The 23,591-nt window shown below is 71.6% G+C and carries 23 protein-coding genes and 5 tRNA genes; 9 read left to right on the top strand and 19 right to left on the bottom strand.

Annotated features, from left to right (window positions below; translation table 11 throughout):
- Positions 1-79: 79 nt before the first annotated feature.
- Together ABZ490_RS18950 and ABZ490_RS18955 are read left to right on the top strand one after the other, a co-directional pair.
- The gene (locus tag ABZ490_RS18950; protein WP_358991136.1) at positions 80-1,924 is read left to right on the top strand and encodes an HSP90 family protein; all 1,845 of its coding nucleotides are present in this window, start codon (positions 80-82) and stop codon (positions 1,922-1,924) included.
- Positions 1,921-4,911 (top strand): tetratricopeptide repeat protein, encoded by a 2,991-nt coding sequence (locus tag ABZ490_RS18955; protein WP_358991139.1) that lies wholly within the window; start codon positions 1,921-1,923, stop codon positions 4,909-4,911. Before ABZ490_RS18950 ends, ABZ490_RS18955 begins: the two co-directional genes overlap by 4 nt.
- A 3-nt stretch (positions 4,912-4,914) precedes the next feature.
- Here the strand turns inward: ABZ490_RS18955 and ABZ490_RS18960 are convergent, their stop codons facing one another.
- Positions 4,915-6,603, bottom strand: coding sequence for a DAK2 domain-containing protein (locus ABZ490_RS18960; RefSeq protein ID WP_358991142.1), 1,689 nt, complete (start codon positions 6,601-6,603; stop codon positions 4,915-4,917).
- 209 nt (positions 6,604-6,812) lie between these two features.
- Between ABZ490_RS18960 and rpmB the strand changes: the two genes are divergently transcribed.
- The gene (gene rpmB / locus ABZ490_RS18965; RefSeq protein ID WP_003993230.1) at positions 6,813-6,998 is read left to right on the top strand and encodes a 50S ribosomal protein L28; all 186 of its coding nucleotides are present in this window, start codon (positions 6,813-6,815) and stop codon (positions 6,996-6,998) included.
- Positions 6,999-7,428: 430 nt separating this feature from the next.
- Here rpmB and thiD read toward each other — a convergent pair whose 3' ends face one another.
- Together thiD and ABZ490_RS18975 are read right to left on the bottom strand one after the other, a co-directional pair.
- Positions 7,429-8,271, bottom strand: a complete 843-nt coding sequence (gene thiD, locus ABZ490_RS18970; protein ID WP_358991418.1) for a bifunctional hydroxymethylpyrimidine kinase/phosphomethylpyrimidine kinase — start codon at positions 8,269-8,271, stop codon at positions 7,429-7,431.
- A gap of 50 nt (positions 8,272-8,321) precedes the next feature.
- Positions 8,322-9,290 carry a thiamine-phosphate kinase gene (locus ABZ490_RS18975; protein WP_358991145.1) on the bottom strand — a complete coding sequence of 323 codons (969 nt, stop codon included), beginning with the start codon at positions 9,288-9,290 and terminating at the stop codon, positions 8,322-8,324.
- A gap of 206 nt (positions 9,291-9,496) precedes the next feature.
- On the opposite strand from ABZ490_RS18975, the gene ABZ490_RS18980 reads away from it, so the two are divergent.
- Complete coding sequence (locus tag ABZ490_RS18980; protein ID WP_030793842.1) at positions 9,497-9,730, top strand: Lrp/AsnC ligand binding domain-containing protein; 234 nt, start codon at positions 9,497-9,499, stop codon at positions 9,728-9,730.
- Positions 9,731-9,750: 20 nt separating this feature from the next.
- Complete coding sequence (locus ABZ490_RS18985; RefSeq protein WP_358991149.1) at positions 9,751-10,263, top strand: DUF3515 domain-containing protein; 513 nt, start codon at positions 9,751-9,753, stop codon at positions 10,261-10,263.
- Positions 10,264-10,351: 88 nt separating this feature from the next.
- Here the strand turns inward: ABZ490_RS18985 and ABZ490_RS18990 are convergent, their stop codons facing one another.
- The 3 genes from ABZ490_RS18990 to ABZ490_RS19000 are packed head-to-tail and all read right to left on the bottom strand — an operon-like array spanning position 10,352 to position 13,391.
- Positions 10,352-11,524 carry a D-alanine--D-alanine ligase family protein gene (locus tag ABZ490_RS18990; protein WP_358991152.1) on the bottom strand — a complete coding sequence of 391 codons (1,173 nt, stop codon included), beginning with the start codon at positions 11,522-11,524 and terminating at the stop codon, positions 10,352-10,354.
- A 59-nt stretch (positions 11,525-11,583) separates the two neighbouring features.
- Entirely contained in the window at positions 11,584-12,594 is a 1,011-nt protein-coding gene (locus ABZ490_RS18995; protein ID WP_358991155.1) for an NAD(P)H-dependent glycerol-3-phosphate dehydrogenase, read from the bottom strand.
- Complete coding sequence (locus ABZ490_RS19000; RefSeq protein WP_358991158.1) at positions 12,591-13,391, bottom strand: lysophospholipid acyltransferase family protein; 801 nt, start codon at positions 13,389-13,391, stop codon at positions 12,591-12,593. Before ABZ490_RS19000 ends, ABZ490_RS18995 begins: the two co-directional genes overlap by 4 nt.
- A gap of 193 nt (positions 13,392-13,584) precedes the next feature.
- Between ABZ490_RS19000 and cofC the strand changes: the two genes are divergently transcribed.
- Together cofC and ABZ490_RS19010 are read left to right on the top strand one after the other, a co-directional pair.
- Positions 13,585-14,223 (top strand): 2-phospho-L-lactate guanylyltransferase, encoded by a 639-nt coding sequence (gene cofC / locus ABZ490_RS19005; RefSeq protein ID WP_358991161.1) that lies wholly within the window; start codon positions 13,585-13,587, stop codon positions 14,221-14,223.
- A 9-nt stretch (positions 14,224-14,232) separates the two neighbouring features.
- Positions 14,233-14,436, top strand: coding sequence for a hypothetical protein (locus ABZ490_RS19010; RefSeq protein WP_358991164.1), 204 nt, complete (start codon positions 14,233-14,235; stop codon positions 14,434-14,436).
- Positions 14,437-14,505: 69 nt separating this feature from the next.
- Here the strand turns inward: ABZ490_RS19010 and ABZ490_RS19015 are convergent, their stop codons facing one another.
- The 4 genes from ABZ490_RS19015 to leuC all read right to left on the bottom strand — a co-directional run bounded on the left by ABZ490_RS19015 (position 14,506) and on the right by leuC (position 17,827).
- The gene (locus ABZ490_RS19015) at positions 14,506-15,165 is read right to left on the bottom strand and encodes an HU family DNA-binding protein (protein ID WP_358991166.1); all 660 of its coding nucleotides are present in this window, start codon (positions 15,163-15,165) and stop codon (positions 14,506-14,508) included.
- A 137-nt stretch (positions 15,166-15,302) separates the two neighbouring features.
- Positions 15,303-15,533: a hypothetical protein gene (locus ABZ490_RS19020; RefSeq protein WP_055634329.1), complete on the bottom strand. Its 231-nt coding sequence runs from the start codon at positions 15,531-15,533 to the stop codon at positions 15,303-15,305.
- Between the two features lie 266 nt (positions 15,534-15,799).
- Positions 15,800-16,393, bottom strand: a complete 594-nt coding sequence (gene leuD / locus ABZ490_RS19025; RefSeq protein WP_358991169.1) for a 3-isopropylmalate dehydratase small subunit — start codon at positions 16,391-16,393, stop codon at positions 15,800-15,802.
- Positions 16,394-16,399: 6 nt separating this feature from the next.
- A complete protein-coding gene (gene leuC / locus ABZ490_RS19030; RefSeq protein ID WP_358991172.1) occupies positions 16,400-17,827 on the bottom strand; it encodes a 3-isopropylmalate dehydratase large subunit in 1,428 nt (475 codons plus the stop codon).
- Positions 17,828-18,017: 190 nt separating this feature from the next.
- Here leuC and ndgR point away from each other — a divergent pair, with 190 nt between their 5' ends.
- Positions 18,018-18,734: an IclR family transcriptional regulator NdgR gene (gene ndgR, locus ABZ490_RS19035; protein WP_055634332.1), complete on the top strand. Its 717-nt coding sequence runs from the start codon at positions 18,018-18,020 to the stop codon at positions 18,732-18,734.
- A gap of 170 nt (positions 18,735-18,904) precedes the next feature.
- Here ndgR and ABZ490_RS19040 read toward each other — a convergent pair.
- From ABZ490_RS19040 to ABZ490_RS19065, 6 genes are all read right to left on the bottom strand, one after another.
- Positions 18,905-18,977 (bottom strand) — tRNA-Glu (locus ABZ490_RS19040).
- A 43-nt stretch (positions 18,978-19,020) separates the two neighbouring features.
- Positions 19,021-19,092, bottom strand: a tRNA-Gln gene (locus tag ABZ490_RS19045).
- 19 nt (positions 19,093-19,111) lie between these two features.
- Positions 19,112-19,184 (bottom strand) — tRNA-Glu (locus tag ABZ490_RS19050).
- Positions 19,185-19,223: 39 nt separating this feature from the next.
- Positions 19,224-19,296, bottom strand: a tRNA-Glu gene (locus ABZ490_RS19055).
- 21 nt (positions 19,297-19,317) lie between these two features.
- Positions 19,318-19,389: transfer RNA gene (locus ABZ490_RS19060), tRNA-Gln, on the bottom strand.
- Positions 19,390-19,480: 91 nt separating this feature from the next.
- A complete protein-coding gene (locus tag ABZ490_RS19065; RefSeq protein ID WP_358991176.1) occupies positions 19,481-20,215 on the bottom strand; it encodes an HAD family hydrolase in 735 nt (244 codons plus the stop codon).
- Between the two features lie 37 nt (positions 20,216-20,252).
- Here ABZ490_RS19065 and ABZ490_RS19070 point away from each other — a divergent pair, with 37 nt between their 5' ends.
- Positions 20,253-20,537 (top strand): hypothetical protein, encoded by a 285-nt coding sequence (locus ABZ490_RS19070; protein ID WP_358991179.1) that lies wholly within the window; start codon positions 20,253-20,255, stop codon positions 20,535-20,537.
- Between the two features lie 60 nt (positions 20,538-20,597).
- On the opposite strand, the gene gltX is transcribed toward ABZ490_RS19070, so the two are convergent.
- The 3 genes from gltX to ABZ490_RS19085 all read right to left on the bottom strand — a co-directional run bounded on the left by gltX (position 20,598) and on the right by ABZ490_RS19085 (position 23,273).
- Entirely contained in the window at positions 20,598-22,082 is a 1,485-nt protein-coding gene (gltX, locus tag ABZ490_RS19075; protein ID WP_358991181.1) for a glutamate--tRNA ligase, read from the bottom strand.
- Positions 22,075-22,860, bottom strand: a complete 786-nt coding sequence (locus ABZ490_RS19080) for a fumarylacetoacetate hydrolase family protein (protein WP_358991184.1) — start codon at positions 22,858-22,860, stop codon at positions 22,075-22,077. Before ABZ490_RS19080 ends, gltX begins: the two co-directional genes overlap by 8 nt.
- Before the next feature lie 173 nt (positions 22,861-23,033).
- Positions 23,034-23,273, bottom strand: coding sequence for a hypothetical protein (locus tag ABZ490_RS19085; RefSeq protein WP_358991436.1), 240 nt, complete (start codon positions 23,271-23,273; stop codon positions 23,034-23,036).
- Positions 23,274-23,591: the final 318 nt, after the last annotated feature.

The following is a 23,591-nucleotide window of genomic DNA, read 5'->3' on the forward strand; positions in this document are numbered from 1 at the left end:
GCCATCATCCGCGGTCACCGCCCCACCGGGACCGCCCGACCCCGCGCCGTGCTCGTCCCCACTTCGCGGCGCTGCAGCGATGGACTCCCAGACCTCACAGTCATCACAGGCATCACCGTCACCTCACACGTTCCAGGTCGACCTGCGTGGTCTGGTGGACCTGCTGTCCCATCACCTCTACTCCAGCCCCAAGGTCTATCTGCGGGAACTGCTGCAGAACGCCGTGGACGCCATCACCGCCCGGCGGGCCGAGGAGCCCGGCGCCCCGGCACGGGTCAGGCTGTACGCCTCGGGCGGGACCCTGCGGGTGGAGGACTCCGGCGTCGGGCTCACCGAGGCCGATGTGCACGACCTGCTGGCGACCATCGGGCGCAGCTCCAAGCGGGCGGAGGGCCTCCAGGAGGCGCGCTCCGACTTCCTCGGGCAGTTCGGCATCGGGCTGCTGGCCTGTTTCGTGGTCGCCGAGCGGATCCGGGTCGTCAGCCGCAGTGCCCGTACGCCCGCCGCGCCGCCCGTGGAGTGGATGGCGCGCGACGACGGTTCGTACACCGTGCGGACCCTGCCGCACGACGAACGGCCCGAGCCGGGCACCACCGTGCAGCTGGTGGCGCGCGCCGGGGCCGGGGAGTGGCTCACCGAGGAGCGCGTGCTGAAGCTGGCGCGGGACTTCGGCTCGCTGCTGCCCTACGACGTCCGGGTGGGCGAGGAGGCGGTCACCGATCTGCCGGCGCCCTGGGACCGGCCGTACCCCTCCCCCGCGAACCGGCGGGTGGCGCTGGCCCGGCACTGCCAGGGGCTGTTCGGGTTCACGCCGTTGGACACGATCGAGCTGGACGTGCCGCTGGCGGGGATCCGCGGGGTGGCGTACGTGCTGCCGGCGGCCGTGAGTCCTGCCCAGCGGGCCACGCACCGGGTGCACCTGAAGGGCATGCTGCTGACCGAACGGGCCGAACAGCTGCTGCCCGACTGGGCGTTCTTCGTGCGCTGTGTGCTGGACACGGACAGTCTGCGGCCGACGGCCTCGCGCGAGGCGCTGTACGAGGACGAGACGCTGGCCGCCGTGCGGGAGGCGCTCGGGGAGCGGATCCGGGCCTGGCTGACGGGGCTCGCGGCGGGTGATCCGGAGCGGCTCTCGGCGTTCCTGGCCGTGCACCACCTGGGGGTGAAGTCGCTGGCGCGGCACGACCCGGAGATGCTGCGGACCATGCTGCCGTGGCTGCCGTTCGAGACGAGCGACGGGCAGCTGTCGCTGGAGGAGTTCGCGCAGCGGCACCCGGTGGTGCACTTCACGCGGACGGTGGAGGAGTTCCGGCAGGTGGCGCCGATCGCGGCCGCGCAGGGCGTCGGGGTGGTCAACGGCGGTTACACGTACGACAGCGAGCTGGTCGAGGCGCTGCCGTCGGTGCGGCCGGGGACGGTGGTCGCCGAGCTGGACGCGGACACCGTGACGGCGCATCTGGACGCGGTGGACCCGGCGGAGGAACTGGCGCTGGCGGGGTTCCTGGCGGCCGCGCGGGCGAAGCTGGACCCGTTGGGCTGTGATGTCGTCCTGCGGGCGTTCCATCCGCTGTCGGTGCCCGCGCTGCACCTGGACGACCGGGCGGCGCGGCACGAGCAGGCGCGGGCGGAGGCCGAGGCGCAGGCCGACGATCTGTGGGCGGGCATCCTGGGCTCGCTGCGCGGCGGGGCCCCCCGCGCGCGGCTGGTGCTGAACCATCTCAACCCGCTGATCCGGCGGATCAGTTCGCTGCGGGAGGCGGAACTGATCGGCACCGCCACGGAGTCCCTGTACGGGCAGGCGCTGCTGATGGCGCAGCGGCCGCTCAGGCCCGCGGACTCGGCCTTGCTGAACCGGGCGTTCATCGGCCTTCTGGAGTGGGCCACGCACGGGGAGTCCGCACACGGGGAGGACGACCACCGATGAGTGAGATCAGGGACTTCGACGCGCTCCGCCGGGCGATGGCGGAGAACGGCGAGCAGCCGGAGGGTCCGGCTCGCAACGCGCGCGCGGAGCGGTTGCTGGCGGAGGCCGAGAGGCTGAACATCCCGCTGGCGGTGATCGAGGCGCTCGGGCACCAGCTGAAGGTCTACAACTACAGCTCCGAGAAGGACAAGATGTTCGTCCCGTTCGCGCGGCTGCTGCGCCTGTGGGACGAGCGGCCCGGGGACTTCGACGACTACGAGACGCATTCATTGCACTGGGTCTTCAAGTGGATGTCGGCCGGGATGCTCGACCAGCCGCATGTGCCGCTGGCGTCGGTGGAGAAGTGGCTGGGCGAGATGGAGCACCGCTACCGGCTGGCCGGGCACTCGGAGCGTGCGGTGCGCAGTGCCGAGTTCAGTGTGGCCGCGCACGTGGGGGACGTCCCGCGCGCGGAGCGGGCGTACGCCGCCTGGCTGGCGGCGGACCGGGACGCGATGGCGGACTGTCACGCGTGCGAGCTGCACGGCCAGGGCTGGTGGCTGGCGGAGCGGGGCCGGGACGAGGAGGCGCTGCGGGTGTGGGCGCCGGTCCTGGAGGGTGAGTACGCCTGTGCGCACGAGCCGCACACGGTGCTGGCCTCGTCGCTGGTGCCGCTGCTGCGGCTGGGGCGGCTGGAGGAGGCGCGCGCCCACCATCTGCGGGGTTTCCGGCTGGTGCGGCCGATGGAGAGCATGCGGGGCGCGTACGCGGACCACGTCGAGTTCTGTGCGCTGACCGGGAACGAGGCGCGGGGTCTCGAACTGCTCGCGGAGCGGCCGGCGTACTTCACGGACGACGGGCATCCGCGCAGCAAGCTGGAGTTCCTGAGTGTCGTGGTGCTGCTGACGGAGCGGCTGTCGGCGCTCGGTCTGGGCGGGGAGCGGGTGCCGGGTCCGGCCGGGCGGGAGTGGACGGCGGGTGAGCTGGCGGCCCACGCGCGCGGGGAGGCGCTGGCGCTGGCGGCGCGGTTCGACGAGCGCAACGGCACGGAGTACGTCGGTGAGCGGGCCCGCGCGCGGATGGCGCAGCGCCCGCTGGTGGAGCGGCTGCCGCTGGGGGTGCGTGCGGTGCGGCCGGCCGCGGTGGGCGCGCCGGTGCCGACCGCGGCGGCGGAGCCGGCGGGGTCCGAGCTGCCGGAGCTGCTCGCCGAGGCCCGGCGGCTGTCGGACACGCTGCGGCCGCAGGCCGTGGAGGCGTGGGCGGCGGTGGCGCGGGCGGCCGAGGGCACGGAGGGGGTCGCGCTGGACGCGCGCGACCGCGCGGAGATCGCCGAGCACGAGGCGATCGCGCTGGGCCCGCAGGGTGCGGAAACGTTCGAGCGGGCCGCGGAGCTGTACGCGGAGGCGGAGGACCCCGGGGAGTCGCTGGCGGCACGCGCGCGGGGGGCGTACGTCCGTGCGCTCGCCGGTGAGGACGTCGGCAAGGCGCTCGCGGCGGTGGCCGGGCCGTACGACGACGTGCTGGCGCTGTACGCCGAGGGCGGCACCCAGGTGCGGCAGGCGGCGGGGGTGCTGATGGCGCGGGCGCGGATCCTGATGCGGCGGGTCCACGAGGCCGACGGGCCGATGGCGGAGACGGTCCTGGGCGAGGCGGAGGCGGCCGTACGGGAGCTGCTCGCACTGGTCGAGGGGCGGACCGGGGACGATGTGCGGCTGACCGCGCGGCTGGCCGAGGGGCACGCGATGCTCGGGGAGCTCGCGACGCACTCCGGGGACGTCGAGACGGGCGCCCAGCTGTTCGCGCGGGCCGCGGCGGAGTTCACCGGGGCGGGGCTGCCGTGGTTCGCGTGTGAGTACGAGGCCCGGCTGGCGGGTCTCGCGCACCATCTGGGCGACATGGCGGAGGCGGAGCGGGCGCTGCGGGCGGCCCTGGAGCACGGCGGGCCCGTGCTGGAGCCGGTCGGGCGGGCCCAGCTGCATCTTCAGCTCGCCGAGGTCGTCGGGGAGCGGGGGGAGGCGGCGGAGGCCGCGGAGCACGCCCTGGAGGCGGCGCACTGGGCCGACGAGGCGGGCGAGGGCCCGACGTTCGGTGCGTGGGCGCGCCACCAGCTCGGCGGGTATCTGGTCCGGCTGGGGCGCTGGGCGGAGGCCGCGGAGGTGCTGGAGTCGGCGCTGGCCGATCTGCGGGAGGAGACGCACGGTGACGGGGCGGTGGTCCAGACGCAGTGGTGGCTGGGCGACTGTCTGAGCGAGCTGGGCGAGCACCGGGACGCCGCCGAGCGCCGGCTCCAGGCCGCCGAGATCGCCCGCCACTGGCCCGAGCAGCACGACCACGCGACGCTCGCGCATCTGGCCGCCGAGTCCCTGGGGCAGGCGGGGCTGCACGAGGAGGCGGACCGGGCGTACGTGCGTGCGGGTGAGCTGTGGCGTGCTCTGGGCAACGTGCACGGGCTGGTGCGTTCGCTGCGCGCCCGGGCGTGGCTGGCGCTGCGGACCGAGGACGGGACGGAGGGGGCGCGGGCGCTGATGGCCGGCGCGGTGGAGGAGTGCGTGGACGCGCTCGCCGTGGTGGAGGACGACGAGGAGGAGGCACGGTTGCGGCTGGTCGACGAACTCGGCCACACCCACCGCCAGTTCGGGGACCTGCTGGCCCGCTCAGCCGCGGAGGACGCCGACGACGACTCGATCCGGGGCGCCCTGGAGGAGGCGTTGTCGCAGATGGCGGAGGCGGTCGCGGTGTTCGTCGCGCTGGACGGCGACGCGCTGCACGCGCGGACCGCGGCCGAGCTGGCCGCGGGCTGGCTGGAGACCGACCTGGGCCGGCCGGCGGAGGCGGCGGCACGCGCGCGTGCGGTGCTGCGGGCGTACGCGGAGGGGTACGACGACGAGACCGGGAACGGTGACGGGGAGGGCCCGGGAGACGACGACGGGACGGTCGCGGCCCGGCGGGCCGAGGCGGAGCAGCTGTTGCAGGTGGCGTTGGAGCAGCCCGACGAGTCCGGCGCGTAACGGCTACTCGACGCCGATCAGCAGCAGCGCGCCCTGCCGTCCGCCGCGGTGGACGACCGTGTCGACGGCGAGGTAGGCCTCCCGCACCCGGGTCTCCAGGCGTTCGGCGATGCCCTCGGGGGCGTCGTCGCCGAGCACCAGGGTGACCAGTTCGCCGCCCGCCGAGAGCATGCGGTCCAGGGTGCGCTCGGCGGTGGCGATGACGTCGGCGCCGATGACGGCGACGTCGCCGTCGATGAGCCCGAGGACGTCGCCGGCCTGGCAGATGCCGGCCATGGTCCACGACTGGCGCTCGGCGACGGCGACCTCGGCGTAGCGGGTGGCGCCGGCCGCGGAGGTCATGGAGACGACGTCCTCGTCGAAGCGGCGGCCGGCCTCGTGCACGGCGAGCGCGGCGATGCCCTGGACGGCGGAGCGGGTGGGGATCAGGGCCACCCGGATGCCTTCCGAGCGGGCCTGTTCGGCGGCCGCGGCGGCGGTGTGACGCAGATCGGCGTCGTTGGGCAGCAGGACGACCTCGCGCGCGTGGGCCCGTCGTACGGCCTCCACCAGTTCCCCGCTGGCGGGCGGCTCCCCGGGGCGGGCGAGGACGGTGGTCGCGCCCGCCTCGCTGTACAGGCCGGCCAGGCCCTCGCCGGGCACGACGGCGACGACGGCCCGCTGGACGCGCTCGCGGACCGGACGGTCGCCCCCGCGCGCGTGGGCGTCACCGGCGCCGAAGTGGGTGATGCGGATCCGGTAGGGCCGTCCGGCCTCGACGCCCGCCTCGACGGCGGCGCCCGCGTCGTCCACATGGACGTGGACGTTCCACAGGCCGTCGCCGCCGACCACGACGAGGGAGTCCCCGAGGGCGTCCAGCCGCAGCCGCAGCCGGGCGACGGCCGGGTCCTCGGCCTCCAGGAGGTAGATCACCTCGAAGGCGGGCCCGTCCGCGCCGCCCGGGGTGTCGGCGCAGTCCGCGGCGCCCGGCTCAGGACCGGCCTCCTCGCGCGCGTGCACGGCTCCCCCGGAGAGCCCGGAGAACACCGGTGCCTCTCCCGTGAACGTCTCCACCAGCGCCGCCAGGACGGCGACCAGTCCCCGCCCGCCGGCGTCGACCACCCCGGCGTGTTCCAGGACGGTGAGCTGGGCCGGGGTCGCGGCCAGGGCCGCGCACGCCCCCCGGTAGGCGGCGCGGGCGACGGTCCCGCAGTCGCCCCCGGTGCCCGCGGCGGCGTCGGCGGCGGCCGAGGCGACGGAGAGGACCGTGCCCTCGACGGGGTGGGCGACGGCCTGGCGGGCGGAGTCGGCGGCGCGCCGCAGGGCGAGCCGCAGTCCGTCCCCGTCGGTGTGAGAGGCCTCACCCTCCTCGGCGAGGACCTGGGCCATGCCGCGCAGGAGCTGGGCGAGGATCGTCCCCGAGTTCCCGCGCGCCCCTATGAGCGCGCCGTGCGCCATCGCGCGCGCGGCGTCGGCGAGGGACGGGCTGCGCACGGCGGCCGGAGCGGTCTCGTGGCCCGCGAACACGGCCTCCACGGCGGTCGTGGCGGACTCGATGGTCAGATAGAGGTTGGTGCCGGTGTCGCCGTCCGCGACGGGGTAGACGTTGATCGCGTCGATCTCCTCGCGCGCGCGGCCCAGTGCCGTGAGCGCGAGCGAGCACCAGGTGCGCACCGCGAGAGCATCGAAGAATGTCTGCGGCACCTGCGCCACCTGCGCCTCCCTGAGCTGCTGGACTGCACGCAGCGTAGAGCAGCCGTGGTAGTTTCGTTCTACTGGCGCAGTCGTTGTATGCTGCTCCGGTTGCCCGATCCCATCGGGCCATTCCCCTGGCTACGCCACTCAGATCTTTGATCCTGCGATCTCGATCCCGGCATGCCGGGATCCAACCGTAAGTGCATCTGAAGTCTTTGGAGTGACCCGTGGCTGCCAACTGCGACGTCTGCGGCAAGGGGCCGGGCTTCGGCAACAACATCTCGCACTCGCACCGCCGTACGTCCCGCCGCTGGAACCCGAACATCCAGCGTGTGCGTACCGTGGTCGGCGGGACGCCGAAGCGCGTGAACGCTTGCACCTCGTGCATCAAGGCCGGCAAGGTCTCGCGCTGACGCACTGCTGAGTGCGCGGCCATGCTGGTTCGCTGCATCTGGCCGGTCCACCTCGGTGGGCCGGCTTTTTGCCGTACCTGACAGCAGGCTGACCTGACGGACTCCGGGCCCCTGCGCCCTGCTGCTGCTCGACCGACCGAGGGCCTGTACGGCGCCGGACGCCGTCGACGTCCACCGCTTCGACCGGCCGGACGGGGGCCGACCGTGCTCCGGGCGCTGGAGGGGGCCGACGAGCTGTACTTCGACGCGATCGCCCAGATCCACCTCGACCGGCTCACCCACGGCCGGGGGGCGCTGCTCGGGGACGCCGGGTAGGGGACCACGAACGCGGGCCCGTTCTTCGCACCGGCCGCCGAGCGGCGGATCCGCGGCCGGGACCGGATGTGCCGGCTGCTCGCCTCCCGGCCGATGGCGGCGTTCCTGCGGAGGGTCACCGAGAAGTCGGCGACGGACCTCGAGCTTCCGGAGTGGCCGTGGCCTCGGGGGCGCGGCGGGTGAGGGACCAGGCGTGGTCGACGGGGCCGATCCCGGCGCCGAGTGCGAAGCCGGCGGCGATCGCGCCGGTGACGTACTCCTTGGCGGCCGTCACCGCCTCCGGGACGGACCGCCCCCGTGCGAGGTGCGAGGCGATCGCGGACGCGAGGGTGCAGCCCGTGCCGTGCGTGTGCCGGTTGTCGTGGCGCGGCGCGCGCAGCCAGTGCTCCTCGGTGCCGTCGGTCAGCAGGTCCACCGCGTCGCCGGGGAGATGGCCGCCCTTGATCAGCACCCAGCGCGGTCCGTACGCCAGGACGGCCGCCGCGGCCTCCCGCAGCTGCTCCTCCGACTCGACCCGGACGCCGGCGAGTTGGGCGACCTCGTCGAGGTTGGGCGTGGCGACGGTCGCCACCGGGAGCAGCCGGGTCCGTACGGAGTCCAGGGCGGAGGCGGCGAGCAGGGGGTCCCCGTGCTTGGAGACGCCCACCGGGTCCACGACGACCGGGGCATCCGTGGCGGCGATCAAGGCGGCCACGGTGTCGACGAGTTCGGCGGAGGCGAGCATGCCGGTCTTCACGGCCTGGACGCCGATGTCGTCCACGACGCTGCGGTACTGGGCGCGCACCGCCTCGGCGGGCAGCTCCCAAGCCCCCTGCACACCGAGGGAGTTCTGCGCGGTGACGGCGGTCAGGACGCTCATCCCGTGCACGCCGAGCGCGAGCATGGTCTTCAGGTCGGCCTGGATGCCGGCGCCACCGCCGGAGTCGGAGCCGGCCACCGTCAGGACGCGCGGTCGCACGGCACTCGCGCCCCTCACGCCCTCCACGCCCTCCACGCCCTCCACGCCCCTCACGCCCCTTCTATGTCCCCGAAGTGGTCCCAGCCGCCCTGCCGGGTCCAGGGCGCCCCGTCGACGGTCACCTGGGGCAGCGCGGAGGGGTTGAGGACCTCGCCGATGACCTTCCAGCGGGCGGGCAGCTTCACGTCCGGCGGGAAGGTCGCCACGATCGCGTGGTCCTCTCCCCCGGTCAGCACCCACTGGATGGGGTCCACGCCGACGGCCGACCCGATGTCGTTCATCTGGGTGGGGATGTCGATGGCGCCGGAGCGGATGTCGATGCGGACCTTGCTGGCCTCGGCGATGTGCCCGAGGTCGGCGATCAGTCCGTCGCTGACGTCGCACATCGCGGTCGCGCCGAGGGCCGCCGCGGCCGGGCCCGCGTGGTACGGCGGCTCGGGGCGGCGGTGGGCCTCGACGAAGGCGCGCGGGGAGCGGAAACCGCGGGAGAGGACCGCGTACCCGGCGGCGGACCAGCCGAGCCAGCCCGTCACCGCGACCAGGTCGCCGGGCTGGGCGCCCGCCCGGGTGACCGGCTCCTGGTTGCGCAGATCGCCGAGCGCGGTGATCGACACCATGATCGTGTCGCCCCGTACGACATCGCCGCCGACCACGGAGGCACCCGCCACCTGGCACTCGTCGCGGATGCCGTCCATCAGCTCGCTCGGCCAGGTCACCGGCAGTTCGGCGGGCACGACGAGGCCGAGCAGCAGCGCGGTCGGCACCGCGCCCATGGCGGCGATGTCGGCCAGGTTCTGGGCGGCGGCCTTGCGGCCGACGTCGTAGGCGGTGGACCAGTCACGGCGGAAGTGCCGGCCCTCCAGCAGGATGTCGGTGCTGGCCACGACCCGGCGATCGGGCGCGGCCACCACCGCGGCGTCGTCGCCGGGGCCGACCCGCACCGCCGAGGTGGTGGTGAGACGGGAGGTGAGCTCCCTGATGAGCCCGAACTCCCCGAGCTCACCAACAGTGCCCTTCATTACCCTGTCGCCCCTTCTGTCCCTGTCCGTGCCCGGTCGCGCAGCACCAGTGTCCTCGATACGGTCGACGTGACCGTCAACCTCTGCCTTCCCTGCACCCCGGCACGGAGGCCGCGCGCCCCGCGGGTCTCCCCGTGGCGCTCGGCGACGCGATACCGTGGCGTTCCTTTTCCCCACATGATCCTCGTGGCCGCCCTGGAGGTTCCGTGGTACAGGCGTACATCCTGATCCAGACGGAGGTCGGCAAAGCGTCGACCGTCGCCGAGGAGATCAGCAAGATTCCTGGGGTCGTCCAGGCCGAGGACGTGACGGGTCCGTACGACGTGATCGTGCGGGCCCAGGCGGACACGGTGGACGACCTCGGCCGACTGGTGGTCGCCAAGGTGCAGCAGGTGGACGGGATCACCCGCACCCTGACCTGCCCGGTCGTGCATCTGTAGCCCCCGTCTACCCTTGGCCGGTGAACCTTTTCCGTCACCGGCCCGGTGGTCTGCCCGCCCGCCTGCCCGCCCTCGTTCTGCTCTGTGCCGCCGTGGGCTGCTCCTCGGCAGACGACAGCGCGTCGGCGGCGGTTCCCCGTCCCACGGCGAAGACCGTGAAGCTGTGCCGGAACCTGGACGAGGCACTGCCGTCGAAGGTGGACGGCCGAAGCCGCCGGGATCCCGAGCCCGCCTCCGCGCTGACCGCGGGCTGGGGGGACCCGGCGATCATACTGCGCTGCGGTGTGGAACGGCCGCCGAAGATGGTGGACCCGAAGGTGGCCCAGGGCCAGGACGCGGATGCCGTCGCCGGCGGCGTCAACGGGGTCGACTGGCTGATGGAGAAGCGGGGCGGTGGGGGGTACCGCTTCACCACCGCCGGCCGTCTCGCCTATGTCGAGGTGACGGTGCCGGAGGGGACGGACAGTTCCGGGGTGTTGATCGACCTGGCGTCGGCGATCAAGAAGGCGGTGCCGGAAGGGATCGCCGACTAGGCCGTCGTTCGGGTGCGGACCGTGGGGGCTGGTCGCGCCCACGCGGCGGAGCCGCATGTCGATTCAGCCCCGCGCCCCTTCGGGTGGGCTACCTGAGCCCCGTCGAGCGGCGGAGTGCCGCCTGGATCAGCCTGTCGACCAGTTCCTCGTAGCTGATGCCCGTCGCCTGCCACATCGCCGGGTACATCGAGATCGGGGTGAAGCCCGGCATGGTGTTGATCTCGTTGATGACGAAGTCGCCCTCCTCCGTGAGGAAGAAGTCCGCGCGGACCAGGCCCTCGCAGGAGGCCGCCTCGAAGGCGTCCACCGCGAGCGCGCGGACCTCGGCGGTCTCCTCGGGGGTGAGCGGCGCGGGAACGATGCCCGGGGTGGAGTCGATGTACTTCGCCTCGAAGTCGTAGTACGCGTGCGCGTCCGGCGGCGGGATCTCCGCCGGGACGGAGGCCCGCGGGCCGTCCTCGAACTCCAGCACCCCGCACTCGATCTCGCGGCCCCGTACGGCCGCCTCGATCAGGATCTTCGGGTCGTGGCGCTGCGCCTCGGCGATCGCCTCGTCCAGGCCGGACAGGTCGTCGACCTTGGTGATGCCGATCGACGAACCCGCGCGCGCGGGCTTCACGAACAGCGGCCAGCCGTGCTCACCGGCGAAGTCCACGATCTTCTTGCGGGCGGTGGACTCGTCCTGCTGCCACTCGCGCGGCCGGATCACCACGTACGGGCCGACCTTGAGCCCGAAGGAGGTGAACACCCGCTTCATGTACTCCTTGTCCTGGCCGACGGCCGAGGCGAGCACGCCCGAGCCGACGTACGGGACACCGGAGAGCTCCAGCAGGCCCTGGAGGGTGCCGTCCTCGCCGTAGGGGCCGTGCAGGACGGGGAAGACGACGTCGACCTCGCCGAGCGCCTTGGGCACCGATCCCGGCTCGCTGTAGACGACTTCGCGGTTGGCCGGGTCGACGGGGAGCACCACGCCGCCCTCCCGCGACTCCGCGAGCGCCTCGATGTCGGGCGTGCGGCGGTCGGTGATCGCCATGCGCTCGGGGTCGTCGGCGATGAGGGCCCAGCGCCCGTCCCGGGTGATGCCGATCGGGAGGACCTCGTACTTGGTCCGGTCGATGGCCTTCAGGACGGCGCCGGCGGTGACCACGGAGATCCCGTGTTCGGAGCTGCGGCCACCGGACACGACGGCCACCCGCGGCTTGCGCGGGGGCTGCTCGGGGCTCTGCTGCCCAGGGCTCTGGGGGAGATTCTCGGTGCTCATATCGGCATGAGAGTACCCGGTGGTAGGGCCGGGAGTCAGCGTCCACCCGCCGGGTTCGCTCAGCGTCGTTCGGGCTTCGCGCTGCGCGACATCAGCTCCTTGAGCGCGACGACCGGCGGCTTGCCCTCGTGCACGATGTCCACGACCGTCTCGGTGATGGGCATGTCGACACCGTGCCGGCGGGCCAGATCGGCCACCGACTCGCAGGACTTGACGCCCTCGGCGGTCTGCTTGGTGACCGCGATGGTCTCCTGGAGGGTCATGCCCTTGCCCAGGTTGGTGCCGAAGGTGTGGTTGCGGGACAGCGGCGAGGAGCAGGTCGCCACCAGGTCGCCGAGGCCCGCCAGCCCGGCGAAGGTCAGCGGGTCGGCGCCCATCGCCAGGCCGAGCCGGGTGGTCTCGGCGAGCCCGCGGGTGATGAGGGAGCCCTTGGCGTTGTCGCCGAGCCCCATGCCGTCCGCGATGCCGACGGCCAGGCCGATGACGTTCTTGACCGCGCCGCCCAGTTCGCAGCCGACCACGTCGGTGTTGGTGTACGGGCGGAAGTACGGCGTGTGGCAGGCGGTCTGGAGCTTCTGGGCGACAGCTTCGTCGGTGCAGGCGACCACGGACGCGGCCGGCATCCGGGAGGCGATCTCACGGGCCAGGTTGGGGCCGGTGACCACGGCGACGCGGTCCCGGCCGACCTTGGCGACGTCTTCGATGACCTCGCTCATCCGCATGGTCGTCCCGAGTTCGACACCCTTCATCAGGGAGACGAGGACGGTGTGCGGGGCGAGCAGCGGGCTCCACTCGGCGAGGTTGGCGCGCAGGGTCTGGGAGGGGATCGCGAGGACGGTGAAGTCGGCGCCGCGGGCGGCCTCGGCCGCGTCCGACGTGGCGCGGAGGTTCTCGGGGAGCTCGACGCCGGGCAGGTAGTCCGGGTTGGTCCGGGTGGAGTTGACCGCCTCGGCGAGCTCGGGGCGGCGCGACCACAGCGTCACCTCGCAGCCCGCGTCGGCGAGGACCGTGCCGAAGGCGGTCCCCCAGGATCCGGTACCGAAGACGGCCGCCTTGACGGACATGCTCACTTGCTGTTCTCCCCCTCGTGACTGGGCTGGGCACCGGCCTGGACGGCGGTCTGCACACCGGTCTCCGCCTCGGTGCGGCGCCGCTGCTCGATGCGCTCCTGACGCGGATCGTAGGGCGTCTCGGGCGCCTTCTCGCCGCGGATCTCCTCCAGCTGGCGGGTGACGGCGGCCATGATGACCTCGGTGGCCTCCTTGAGGACCTCCGCGGTCATCTCCTGGCCGTAGAAACGCGAGAGGTCCACGGGCGGGCCGGCGAGCACATGGTGGGTCTTGCGCGGGAGGAGATGCGGCTTGCCGCTGTACGGCGGCAGCAGCTCGTTGGCGCCCCACTGGGCGACGGGGATCACGGGGCACTTGGTCTGCAGGGCGACCCGCGCGGCGCCGGTCTTGGCCGTCATGGGCCACAGGTCCGGGTCGCGGGTGATGGTGCCCTCGGGGTAGAAGGCGACGCACTCGCCGCGTTCCACCGCGTCGATCGCGGCCCGGAAGGCGCTGAGCGCGTCCGTGGACTCGCGGTAGACCGGGATCTGGCCCGTGCCGCGCATCGCGGCGCCGACGAACCCCTTCTTGAAGAGCCCGCTCTTCGCCAGGAATCGCGGCACTCGTCCGCTGTTGTACTGGTAGTGCGCGTAGGCGAAGGGGTCGATGTGGGAATTGTGGTTCACGGCGGTGATGAATCCACCCTCGGCCGGAATGTGCTCCATTCCGCGCCAGTCCCGCTTGATCAGAACCACCAGCCAGGGTTTGCAGAGGACCGCTGCGAAGCGGTACCAGAAGCCGATTCTGCGGCGGGGCACGCGGACACCTTCCCTCTGGGACTTCTCCCGGTACTTCTCTCGGTACTTCGCTCGGGGCTTCTCCTCGGAGCCTGTGAGCCGCACAAGTGTCGCCCCAGGCCGCCGGTCTGTCGAGAACACCGTACGCCCGCCGCGTCGGCGTGCCGATGGGCCGGGTGACAATGGCCGCGACAGGAGAGGGGACGGTACGCCGGTGCAGTGGACCTTGGTCATACCCCTGAAGCCCTTGGCGCTGGCCAAGAGCAGGCTCGCGGACACGGCGGGCGACGAGCTGCGCCCGGGACTGGCCCTCGCCTTCGCCGAGGACACGGTGGCGGCGGCGCTGGCCTGCGCGGCGGTACGGGATGTGGTGGTCGTCACGGACGATCAGCCGGCGGGGCACGCGCTGGCCGCCCTGGGCGCCCGGATCGTGCCCGACGAGCCCCGCACCGGCCTGAACGCGGCGCTCGCACACGGTGCCGCCTCGGTACGGCGGCTGCGTCCCGGAACTCCGCTCGCGGCCCTCAATGCGGATCTCCCCGCACTTCGCCCGGGGGAATTGGCCCGGGTTCTGGATGCGGCGGCGGAATTCCCGCGCGCATTTCTCGCCGATGCGGCGGGAATCGGCACCACTCTGCTGGCCGTCTCGGCGGACCGGGAATTGCTCCCGGCATTCGGCACGGATTCCCGCGCCCGGCATCACGCGTCGGGCGCCGAGGAACTCCGGCCCGTCTCGGTCGATTCGGTGCGCCAGGACGTGGACACCGGCGAGGATCTGCGGGCGGCGCTGGCCCTCGGGGTGGGTCCCCGGACGGCCGCGGCGGCGGCGCGGCTGCTCGGTATCGGGCAGTAGGCTCGACCCATGCAGGCGACCGCATACACGTACGACCCCGACACCCGCAGCGGACAGGTGCTGCTGGACGACGGCACCCCGGTGCCCTTCGACGCGCCGGCGTTCGACGCGGGCGGGCTGCGGCTGCTGCGGCCGGGCCAGCGGGTGCGGATCGAGGTGGAGGGGCCGAAGGACGGCCCGCGGATCACCCTGGTGACCCTCCAGACGTTCTGAACACGCCGCGGGCCGGGCTCCGTGAGGGAGTCCGGCCCGGCGCGTGAGTGCCCTTGCTGCTGTCGGTGTCTACGACTGGCGGGCGGTGGCCTTCTTGGCGGTGGTGGTCTTGCGGGCGGTCGACTTCTTGGCCGGGGCCTTCTTGGCGGTGGCCTTCTTCGCCGGGGTGGTCTTCTTCGCGGCGGCCGACTTGGTGGCGGTCGTCTTCTTGGCGGCGGCCGTGGTCTTCTTCGCCGCGGCGGTCGTCTTCTTCGCGGTGGTCTTCTTGGCGGCGGCCGTGGTCTTCTTCGCGGCGGCCGTCGTCTTCTTCGCCGCCGCGGTCGTCTTCTTCGCGGCGGCGGCCTTGGTGGTGGCCTTCTTCGCCGCGGCCTTCTTGACCGTGGCGGAGGCGCCGCCGGTGAGGCTGCCCTTGGGGGCCTTCTTCACGGCGACCTCGCCGCCGCGCGGCAGCTTCTTGGAGCCGCTCACCAGGTCCTTGAAGCCCTGACCTGCGCGGAAGCGCGGCACGGACGTCTTCTTGACCCGAACCCGCTCGCCCGTCTGGGGGTTGCGAGCGTAGCGGGCCGGCCGGTCGACCTTCTCGAACGAACCGAAGCCGGTGACCGAGACCCGGTCCCCCGCGACGGTCGCGCGGACGATGGCGTCCAGGACCGCGTCGACCGCGTCGGCGGCCTGCTGGCGACCGCCCAGCTTGTCGGCAATCGCTTCTACGAGCTGCGCCTTGTTCACGTCTTCCCCTTCGGAGACCTCGCCAGAACGAAAGTGTTCAAGCTTTTTCGCACGTTAGGCAGATATATACCGCAAATCAAACACGAAACGGGCTAATCACCCTTGTGCCGCAACGAAGTCGGCTGTTCCGGAGGCGATCAACGCTCCTCTTCGGGCATTCGACCCTCGTCGAGGTCCGTCATGAACCGCTCCAGACGCCTTGTCGCATCGGCGAGATCGTGCTTGGCCGCGGCCGTAATGACCAGCAGCTTCCGGGTCAGCGCCATCCGTACGCCCTCCGGGACTTGCAGTGCGCGCACTCTTGTGTGCGCTTCCTTGAGCTGGTTCGCGACCGCCGTATAGAGCTCGAGTTGGCCGTCGTGTTCCATGCACAGATTGTGCCATCTGGGGCGAGTTGTCGCCCGCCCAGGGGGCAACTGCCCCCTCGAACGGCCCTCACGGCATCGCCGCGAGCAGCGTCCACAGAGGGCGCGTACCCCGGCAACCACGGCTCTAACGTGGGAAGTTGGCAAGAAAAGCGAAGGTTCGGGGGCGGTTCCGGGCCCGGACACGGCTGTACCCCCGATCGGACCGATCGGGGGTACAGGAAGGGGGTTGGGCTGGCCGAAACTCGACTTGCCCCGGGGGCTCCGGGTCAGGCCTGGAGCGTCCTCGGCTTGTAGGACGGGCGCTTGGCCTCGTACGCGGAGATGTCCTGCTCGTTCTGGAGGGTGATGGAGATGTCGTCCAGGCCGTTCAGCAGCCGCCAGCGGGAGTTCTCGTCCAGCTCGAAGGCGGCGGTGACGCCCTCGGCGCGCACCTCACGGGCCTCGAGGTCGACGGTGATCTCGGTCTGCGGGTCGTTCTCCGTGAGCTCCCACAGCGCGTCCACGATCTTCTGGTCCAGGACCACCGTGAGCAGGCCGTTCTTCAGCGAGTTGCCGCGGAAGATGTCGGCGAAGCGGGAGGAGATCACGGTCTTGAAGCCGTAGTTCTGGAGCGCCCAGACGGCGTGCTCACGGGAGGAGCCGGTGCCGAAGTCGGGGCCGGCGACCAGCACGGTCGCGCCCTGCCGCTCGGGCCGGTTGAGGATGAACTCCCCGTCCTTGCGCCAGGCCTCGAACAGTCCGTCCTCGAACCCGTCCCGCGTGACCTTCTTGAGCCAGTGAGCAGGGATGATCTGGTCGGTGTCGACGTTGGAGCGGCGCAGCGGGACGGCCCGGCCGGTGTGCGAGGTGAATGCTTCCATGACTGATCAGACTCCAGCGGGCGCGGGGGTGTCGGCGGACAGGTCGGCCGGGGAGGCCAGGTGGCCCAGGACGGCCGTGGCGGCCGCGACCTGCGGCGACACCAGGTGCGTACGACCGCCCTTGCCCTGCCGGCCCTCGAAGTTGCGGTTGGAGGTGGAGGCGGAGCGCTCGCCGGGGGCCAGCTGGTCGGGGTTCATGCCGAGGCACATCGAGCAGCCCGCGTGCCGCCATTCGGCGCCGGCCTCCTTGAAGACCACGTCCAGGCCCTCGGAGACGGCCTGCAGACCGACCCGGGCGGAGCCGGGGACGACCAGCATCCGTACGCCGTCGGCGACTTTGCGGCCCTTCACGAGCTCGGCGGCGGCGCGCAGGTCCTCGATGCGGCCGTTGGTGCAGGAACCTACGAAGACGGTGTCCACCTTGATGGAGCGCAGCGGCTGTCCGGCCTCCAACCCCATGTACTCCAGGGCCTTTTCGGCGGCGAGGCGCTCCGAGGCGTCTTCGTACGAAGCCGGGTCGGGGACGTCCGCCGAAAGCGGCGCGCCCTGGCCCGGGTTGGTGCCCCAGGTGACGAACGGCGAGAGGGCGGCGGCGTCGATGACGACCTCGGCGTCGAAGACCGCGTCCTCGTCCGTCTTCAGCGTCTTCCAGTACGCGACGGCCGCGTCCCAGTCCTCGCCCTTCGGGGCGTGCGGACGGCCCTCGAGGTAGTCGAAGGTGGTCTGGTCGGGGGCGATCATGCCCGCGCGGGCGCCGGCCTCGATCGACATGTTGCAGATGGTCATCCGGGCCTCCATCGAGAGCTTCTCGATGGCGGAGCCGCGGTACTCCAGGACATAGCCCTGGCCGCCGCCGGTGCCGATCTTCGCGATGATCGCCAGGATCAGGTCCTTGGCGGTGACGCCGTCGGGCAGGTCGCCGTCGACCGTGATCGCCATGGTCTTGGGGCGGACCAGCGGCAGCGTCTGGGTGGCCAGCACATGCTCGACCTGCGAGGTGCCGATGCCGAACGCCAGGCCGCCGAAGGCGCCGTGCGTGGAGGTGTGGGAGTCGCCGCAGACGACGGTCATGCCCGGCTGGGTCAGGCCCAGCTGGGGGCCCACCACGTGGACGACGCCCTGCTCGACGTCGCCGAGCGGGTGCAGCCGCACGCCGAACTCGGCGCAGTTCTTGCGCAGGGTCTCGAGCTGGGCGCGGGAGACCGGGTCGGCGATCGGCTTGTCGATGTCGAGGGTCGGGGTGTTGTGGTCCTCGGTCGCGATGGTCAGGTCGAGACGGCGGACCTGGCGGCCGTTCTGACGCAGCCCGTCGAAGGCCTGGGGGCTGGTCACCTCGTGCAGCAGGTGCAGATCGATGAAGAGGAGGTCGGGCTCGCCCTCGGCGCGCCGGACGACGTGGTCGTCCCAGACCTTCTCCGCGAGTGTCCTACCCATCGCTTTCCCTCCGGCCGGCAATGACGCACCGGCCCAACTAGAGATCTTGTGGAGGCGACGCCCTCGGGCCCCTGTTCCCCGGGCACCCGCCGCCAGGCCCGTCGGTCTTCGGGCCGCCATGCCTCCAGGGTTGCGCGTCTCACGGAAAAATGAACTTGCGTTTCACAGAGTGAGACGGGAATATCGTTTCATGGACAACAGTAGCGGCGTGGGCGTTCTGGACAAGGCAGCCCTTGTCCTGAGCGCCCTGGAGTCCGGTCCGGCCACCCTCGCGGGGCTGGTCGCGGCCACCGGACTCGCACGACCCACGGCTCACCGGCTGGCCGTGGCATTGGAACACCACCGGATGGTGGCGCGCGACATGCAGGGCCGTTTCATTCTCGGTCCGCGTCTCGCGGAGCTGGCCGCGGCGGCCGGCGAGGACCGCCTCCTCGCGACCGCGGGCCCGGTGCTGACCCACCTGCGGGACGTGACCGGCGAGAGCGCCCAGCTCTACCGCCGCCAGGGCGACATGCGTATCTGCGTCGCCGCGGCGGAGCGCCTGTCCGGCCTGCGGGACACGGTCCCGGTCGGCTCCACGCTGACGATGAAGGCGGGTTCCTCGGCGCAGATCCTGATGGCCTGGGAGGAGCCGGAGCGCCTCCACCGCGGCCTGCAGGGCGCCCGCTTCACCGCGACGGCCCTCTCGGGCGTCCGGCGCCGCGGCTGGGCCCAGTCCATCGGTGAGCGCGAGCCGGGCGTCGCGTCCGTCTCCGCGCCCGTCCGCGGGCCCTCCAACCGCGTCGTGGCCGCCGTCTCGGTCTCCGGCCCGATCGAGCGCCTCACCCGCCATCCCGGCCGTATGCACGCCCAGGCGATCATCGACGCGGCAGCCCGCCTGTCGGAGGCCCTGCGCCGCACCGGCTGAGGATCACCGGATTCCCGGGCCAGGAAGAGTCGGCCTCAACGCCGCGGCAGACTCTTCCCACGCCCTCGACGGCTACGACCGGGGCGCCGAACTGCTCACGTCGTACACGGAGTTGCCGCTCCGGACATGCCGAAGGGCCCCCACCGAAGTGGAGGCCCTGTCGGACTGTGTACCCCCGACCGGATTCGAACCGGCGCTACCGCCTTGAGAGGGCGGCGTGCTAGGCCGCTACACAACGGGGGCCTGGACACTGCACGCGTTTAATGTACAACGCCGCAGGTCCGAGCTGGTCTACCTGGACTCGAACCAAGACTAACTGAACCAGAATCAGTCGTGCTGCCAATTACACCATAGACCAATGTGGTTTAGACCAGTCGTACCCCCGACCGGATTCGAACCGGCGCTACCGCCTTGAGAGGGCGGCGTGCTAGGCCGCTACACAACGGGGGCCCTAGCAGTTCCGACACGATCCTGCATGATCGGAACCAGTACCCCCGACCGGATTCGAACCGGCGCTACTGCCTTGAGAGGGCAGCGTGCTAGGCCGCTACACAACGGGGGCGTTGCAGATGAGCTCTGCGAGCTGGCCTACCTGGACTCGAACCAAGACTAACTGAACCAGAATCAGTCGTGCTGCCAATTACACCATAGGCCACTGGAACGCAATCCCTAGAGGGGATCTTGCTCTAGTTTCGCGCTTCGGGTTTCCGGCCTTGCGGCTTGCTCCCCTCGGCGCAGGAAGAACATTACCCGAAGGTGGACGGGGCTCCAAAACGGGTATCCGCGCCGAGGATCGCGGGCAGTTCGGCGAGGGTGGCGATCCGGTGCCGGCCGGGTGGCACCTCGACGGTCGCCGTACCGCCGTACCGATCGATCCACACCGACAGCAGACCGGCGTCGGCGGCACCGCGCCCGTCGATCTCCGGGTGGTCGCCGACGTACGCCACCTGGTGCGGGGCCAGTTCCAGGGCGTCGCAGGCGGCCAGGAAGGCGGCGGCCTCCGGCTTGGACACGCCCAGCTCGGCGGCGCACAGGATGGTCTCGAAGCGGTCGTGCACCCCGAGGACGCGCAGCTTGTGGTCCTGGACATGGAGGCTGGAGTTGGAGAGCACGGCGTGGCGGTGGCTGGCGGCGAGCGCGTCCAGCACGGGCAGGACGTCGGGGAACAGGGACCAGGCCGCCTCGTAGTGCGTGAGGTAGCGCCGGAACCAGTCGTCGGTCTCGTCGTCGGTCAGCTCCGGCCGGTCCAGGAAGATCCGTACCCGGTCCCGCCGCTGCCCGTCGAAGCTGGTCTCCCCCGCGGAGAACCGGGCCCACTGCCGATCGGTGACCTCCCGCCACCGGTCGAGCGCCCGCTCCGCCGTCCCGTACCCCGCCAGCAGCCCCTCGGCCACCAGATGCCCCCGCATGCCCTCGCGGTCGGCGGTCGTGTAGTCGAAGAGGGTGTCGTCGACGTCCCAGACCACGGCACGAATGCTCATGGCTCCGACCGTATCGCGGGCTGGCACACTGCGGAGCATGATCGAGCACCGAGTCCAGTTCACCGTCGAGGCCCGCGCAGCCTACGACGGTCTGCCCGGCGAGCGGCGAGCCCGGTTGGACCATGCCTTGCGGATACTGGCGCGTGACCCGTTCCGGAAAGGCGCGACCGCGCCGCTCGGGCCCGACGAGCACCTGCGCAGGGCCTACGCGACGTCCGGCGTAATGCTGGAATACATGGCCGCCGGCGCCGTCATGGTCGTCGTCGACCTGGAGATCTCCGACGAGTTCGCGTACCTGATCGACGCAGCCGACGCGCAGTGAACAACGCTGAGGGGCGGTACCCGGAGACTCCGGGTACCGCCCCTCACGAACACCTGTGGGTCAGCCCGCCAGCTTCGCCAGCGCCGCGTCGATCCGCGACAGCGTCCTCTCCTTGCCCAGGATCTCCAGGGACTCGAAGAGGGGGAGGCCGACCGTGCGGCCGGTGACGGCCACGCGGACCGGGGCCTGGGCCTTGCCGAGCTTGAGGCCGTGGGCCTCGCCGGCGGCCAGGACGGCCTCCTTCAGCGACTCCGCCGAGGTCCAGTCGGCCGACTCCAGCTTCTCGCGGGCGGTGACGAGGAGGGCGTCCGCGCCCTCCTTCATCGCCTTCGTCCACGAGGCCTCGTCGGTGACCGGCTCGGCGAGGAAGAGGAAGTCGACGTTGTCGGTGATCTCGGAGAGGACCTTGAGGCGGGTCTGGGCGTGCGGGGCGATCGCCTCCCACTTCGCCTCGTCGAAGTCCTCCAGCGCCCAGGGCGCGAACGGCGCCCTCAGCCAGGGGGCGCAGCGCTCCGTGAAGTCCTTCACGTCGAGCATGCGGATGTGGTCGGCGTTGATCGCCTCGCACTTCTTGAGGTCGAAGCGCGCCGGGTTGGGGTTGACGTCCGCGATCTCGAAGGCCGCGATCATCTCGTCCAGCGTGAAGATGTCCTGGTCGGCGGAGAGGGACCAGCCGAGCAGCGAGAGATAGTTGAGCAGGCCCTCGGGGAGGAAACCGCGCTCCCGGTAGAGGTTGAGGGACGACTCGGGGTCGCGCTTGGACAGCTTCTTGTTGCCCTCGCCCATCACGTACGGCAGATGCCCGAAGGAGGGGGTCTCCTTCGCGACGCCCAGCTCGATCAGCGCCTTGTACAGGGCGATCTGGCGCGGGGTGGAGGAGAGCAGGTCCTCGCCGCGCAGGACGTGGGTGATCTCCATCAGGGCGTCGTCGACCGGGTTGACGAGCGTGTAGAGCGGGGCGCCGTTCGCGCGGACGATGCCGTAGTCGGGCACGTTCTCCGCGGTGAAGGTCAGCTCGCCGCGGACCAGGTCCGTGAAGGTGATCGTCTCGTCGGGCATCCGGAAGCGGACGATCGGGGCGCGGCCCTGGGCCTCGTACTCCGTGACCTGCTCCGCGGTGAGGTCGCGGCAGTGGCCGTCGTAGCCGGAGGGCCTGCCGGCGGCGCGGGCGGCCTCGCGGCGGGTGTCCAGCTCCTCCTGGGAGCAGTAGCAGCGGTAGGCGTGGCCGGCGTCGAGGAGCTTGGCAGCGACGTCCTTGTAGATGTCCATGCGCTGCGACTGGCGGTACGGCGCGTGCGGGCCGCCGATCTCGGGGCCCTCGTCCCAGTCGAAGCCCAGCCAGCGCAGCGAGTCGAGCAGCTGGTCGTAGGACTCCTCGGAGTCGCGGGCCGCGTCGGTGTCCTCGATGCGGAAGACCAGCGTGCCCTGGTGGTGCTTGGCGAACGCCCAGTTGAACAGGGCGGTGCGGACCAGGCCCACATGGGGGTTACCGGTGGGGGAAGGACAGAAACGTACGCGGACGGGTGAGCCGGGTGCGCTAGCCACGCTTGACAACCTTGTTGGTGAGAGTGCCGATGCCTTCGATGGTGACGGCGACCTCGTCGCCGACAGCCAGGGGGCCGACCCCTGCCGGGGTGCCCGTGAGGATCACGTCGCCGGGGAGCAGCGTCATGGCCTCGGTGATGTTGACGATCAGATCCTCGATGGAGTGGATCATCTCGCTGGTGCGGCCGAGCTGGCGCTGCTGGCCGTCGACGGTGAGCTGGATCGTGAGGTCGGACGCGGTGGCGAGGTCCAGATCCGTCTCCACCCAGGGGCCGAGGGGGCAGGAGGTGTCGAAGCCCTTGGCCCGCGCCCACTGCTTCTCGCGCCGCTGGACGTCCCGTGCGGTGACGTCGTTGGCGCAGGTGTAGCCGAAGATCACGTCCGCCACGCGCTCGCGCGGGACCTCGCGGCACATCCGGCCGATGACGACCGCGAGCTCGGCCTCGTGGTGCAGTTCCTCGGAGAACGGCGGGTACTGGATGTCGTCCCCGGAGCCGATCACCGAGGTGGAGGGCTTGAAGAAGGCGAACGGGGCGTCCGGCACCTCGTTGCCCAGCTCGCGCGCGTGCTCGGCGTAGTTGCGGCCGAACGCCACCACCTTGTTGGGCAGGACGGGCGGCAGCAGCCGGACCTTGCTCAGCGGCACCTTCGTGCCGGAGAGCTCGAATTCCGCGAACGGGATGCCCTTGATGATGTCGAGGACGAGCTCGTCCGGCTTGTCGCCCTCGACCACGCCGAAGGCGACGTTGCCGTCGATGGAGAACCTGGCGATGCGCACGGGTTGGTTGGCCCCTTGGCTGGCTGGAGTGTGACGCTCCAGGCTAACGCGGAAGGGCGCCCCCGGCCGGGGACGCCCTTGACATCCGTGTGCGGCCGCCTTGAGCATTCGGCGGCCGGTGCGCGTATCTGTCCGCGGAGATCGTGAAGATCTCGTGGATCTGTACGGCAGATCTACTCCGCGACGGAGGCCGCGACCGGGGCCTCCATGAGGATGGTGCGCTTGGGGTTGGCGGTCTGGGCCGGCAGGTCGACGGCGTGCTCCTGCTGGACCGGGAGCTGCAGGGCGTCGGCGCCCGCGAGGTGCGCCAGCGTCGTGCGTCGCGGGTTGGCGATCTTGTGGAACATCGTCGTCGTCTTCACTGTTGTACGGGGCCCTGTCTGCTCGTGGTGCCGGGTTGTCGGATATGCCATCCCTGTAAAGCGTCAGGCTAAACACGCGATTCCCGGGGAACTCGTGAAGGCAGCATGATCACCGTGTGAGTTTGCTCACGAATCGATGATCAAAGTGGTCAAACCGTGCCACCTATCGACCGCTCGGAAACGGACATTGACCCCCTGAAGCGCTCATTCCGCTCCTGATCATGGCGACTGGGACACCCGCCCTCCCTTCGCGTTTCGGGCCTTTATGCCCGCTTTACACGGGAACCTGCTCCACGCCCCGTAACGTACCCCTCACGCGTTGTCACGCATGTCACAGCCCGGCCAACACACCTTGTTGGAGATCCGGCA

The sequence above is a fragment of the Streptomyces sp. NPDC005811 genome, from assembly GCF_040630405.1.
In the GTDB taxonomy this organism is placed as follows: domain Bacteria; phylum Actinomycetota; class Actinomycetes; order Streptomycetales; family Streptomycetaceae; genus Streptomyces.

Bases quoted from the DNA above. Each gene is read 5' to 3' on its own strand.
- ABZ490_RS18990 (WP_358991152.1), bottom strand. From the start codon at position 11,524: ATGAGCACCGAGAATCTCCCCCAGAGCCCTGGGCAGCAGAGCCCCGAG.
- leuC (WP_358991172.1), bottom strand. From the start codon at position 17,827: ATGGGTAGGACACTCGCGGAGAAGGTCTGGGACGACCACGTCGTCCGG.
- ABZ490_RS18950 (WP_358991136.1), top strand. From the start codon at position 80: ATGGACTCCCAGACCTCACAGTCATCACAGGCATCACCGTCACCTCAC.
- ABZ490_RS18955 (WP_358991139.1), top strand. From the start codon at position 1,921: ATGAGTGAGATCAGGGACTTCGACGCGCTCCGCCGGGCGATGGCGGAG.
- ABZ490_RS18975 (WP_358991145.1), bottom strand. From the start codon at position 9,290: ATGAAGGGCACTGTTGGTGAGCTCGGGGAGTTCGGGCTCATCAGGGAG.
- ABZ490_RS19070 (WP_358991179.1), top strand. From the start codon at position 20,253: ATGATCGAGCACCGAGTCCAGTTCACCGTCGAGGCCCGCGCAGCCTAC.
- ABZ490_RS19085 (WP_358991436.1), bottom strand. From the start codon at position 23,273: ATGGCATATCCGACAACCCGGCACCACGAGCAGACAGGGCCCCGTACA.
- ABZ490_RS19065 (WP_358991176.1), bottom strand. From the start codon at position 20,215: ATGAGCATTCGTGCCGTGGTCTGGGACGTCGACGACACCCTCTTCGAC.
- ABZ490_RS19020 (WP_055634329.1), bottom strand. From the start codon at position 15,533: ATGGAACACGACGGCCAACTCGAGCTCTATACGGCGGTCGCGAACCAG.
- leuD (WP_358991169.1), bottom strand. From the start codon at position 16,393: ATGGAAGCATTCACCTCGCACACCGGCCGGGCCGTCCCGCTGCGCCGC.
- ABZ490_RS19010 (WP_358991164.1), top strand. From the start codon at position 14,233: ATGCAGGCGACCGCATACACGTACGACCCCGACACCCGCAGCGGACAG.
- ndgR (WP_055634332.1), top strand. From the start codon at position 18,018: ATGGACAACAGTAGCGGCGTGGGCGTTCTGGACAAGGCAGCCCTTGTC.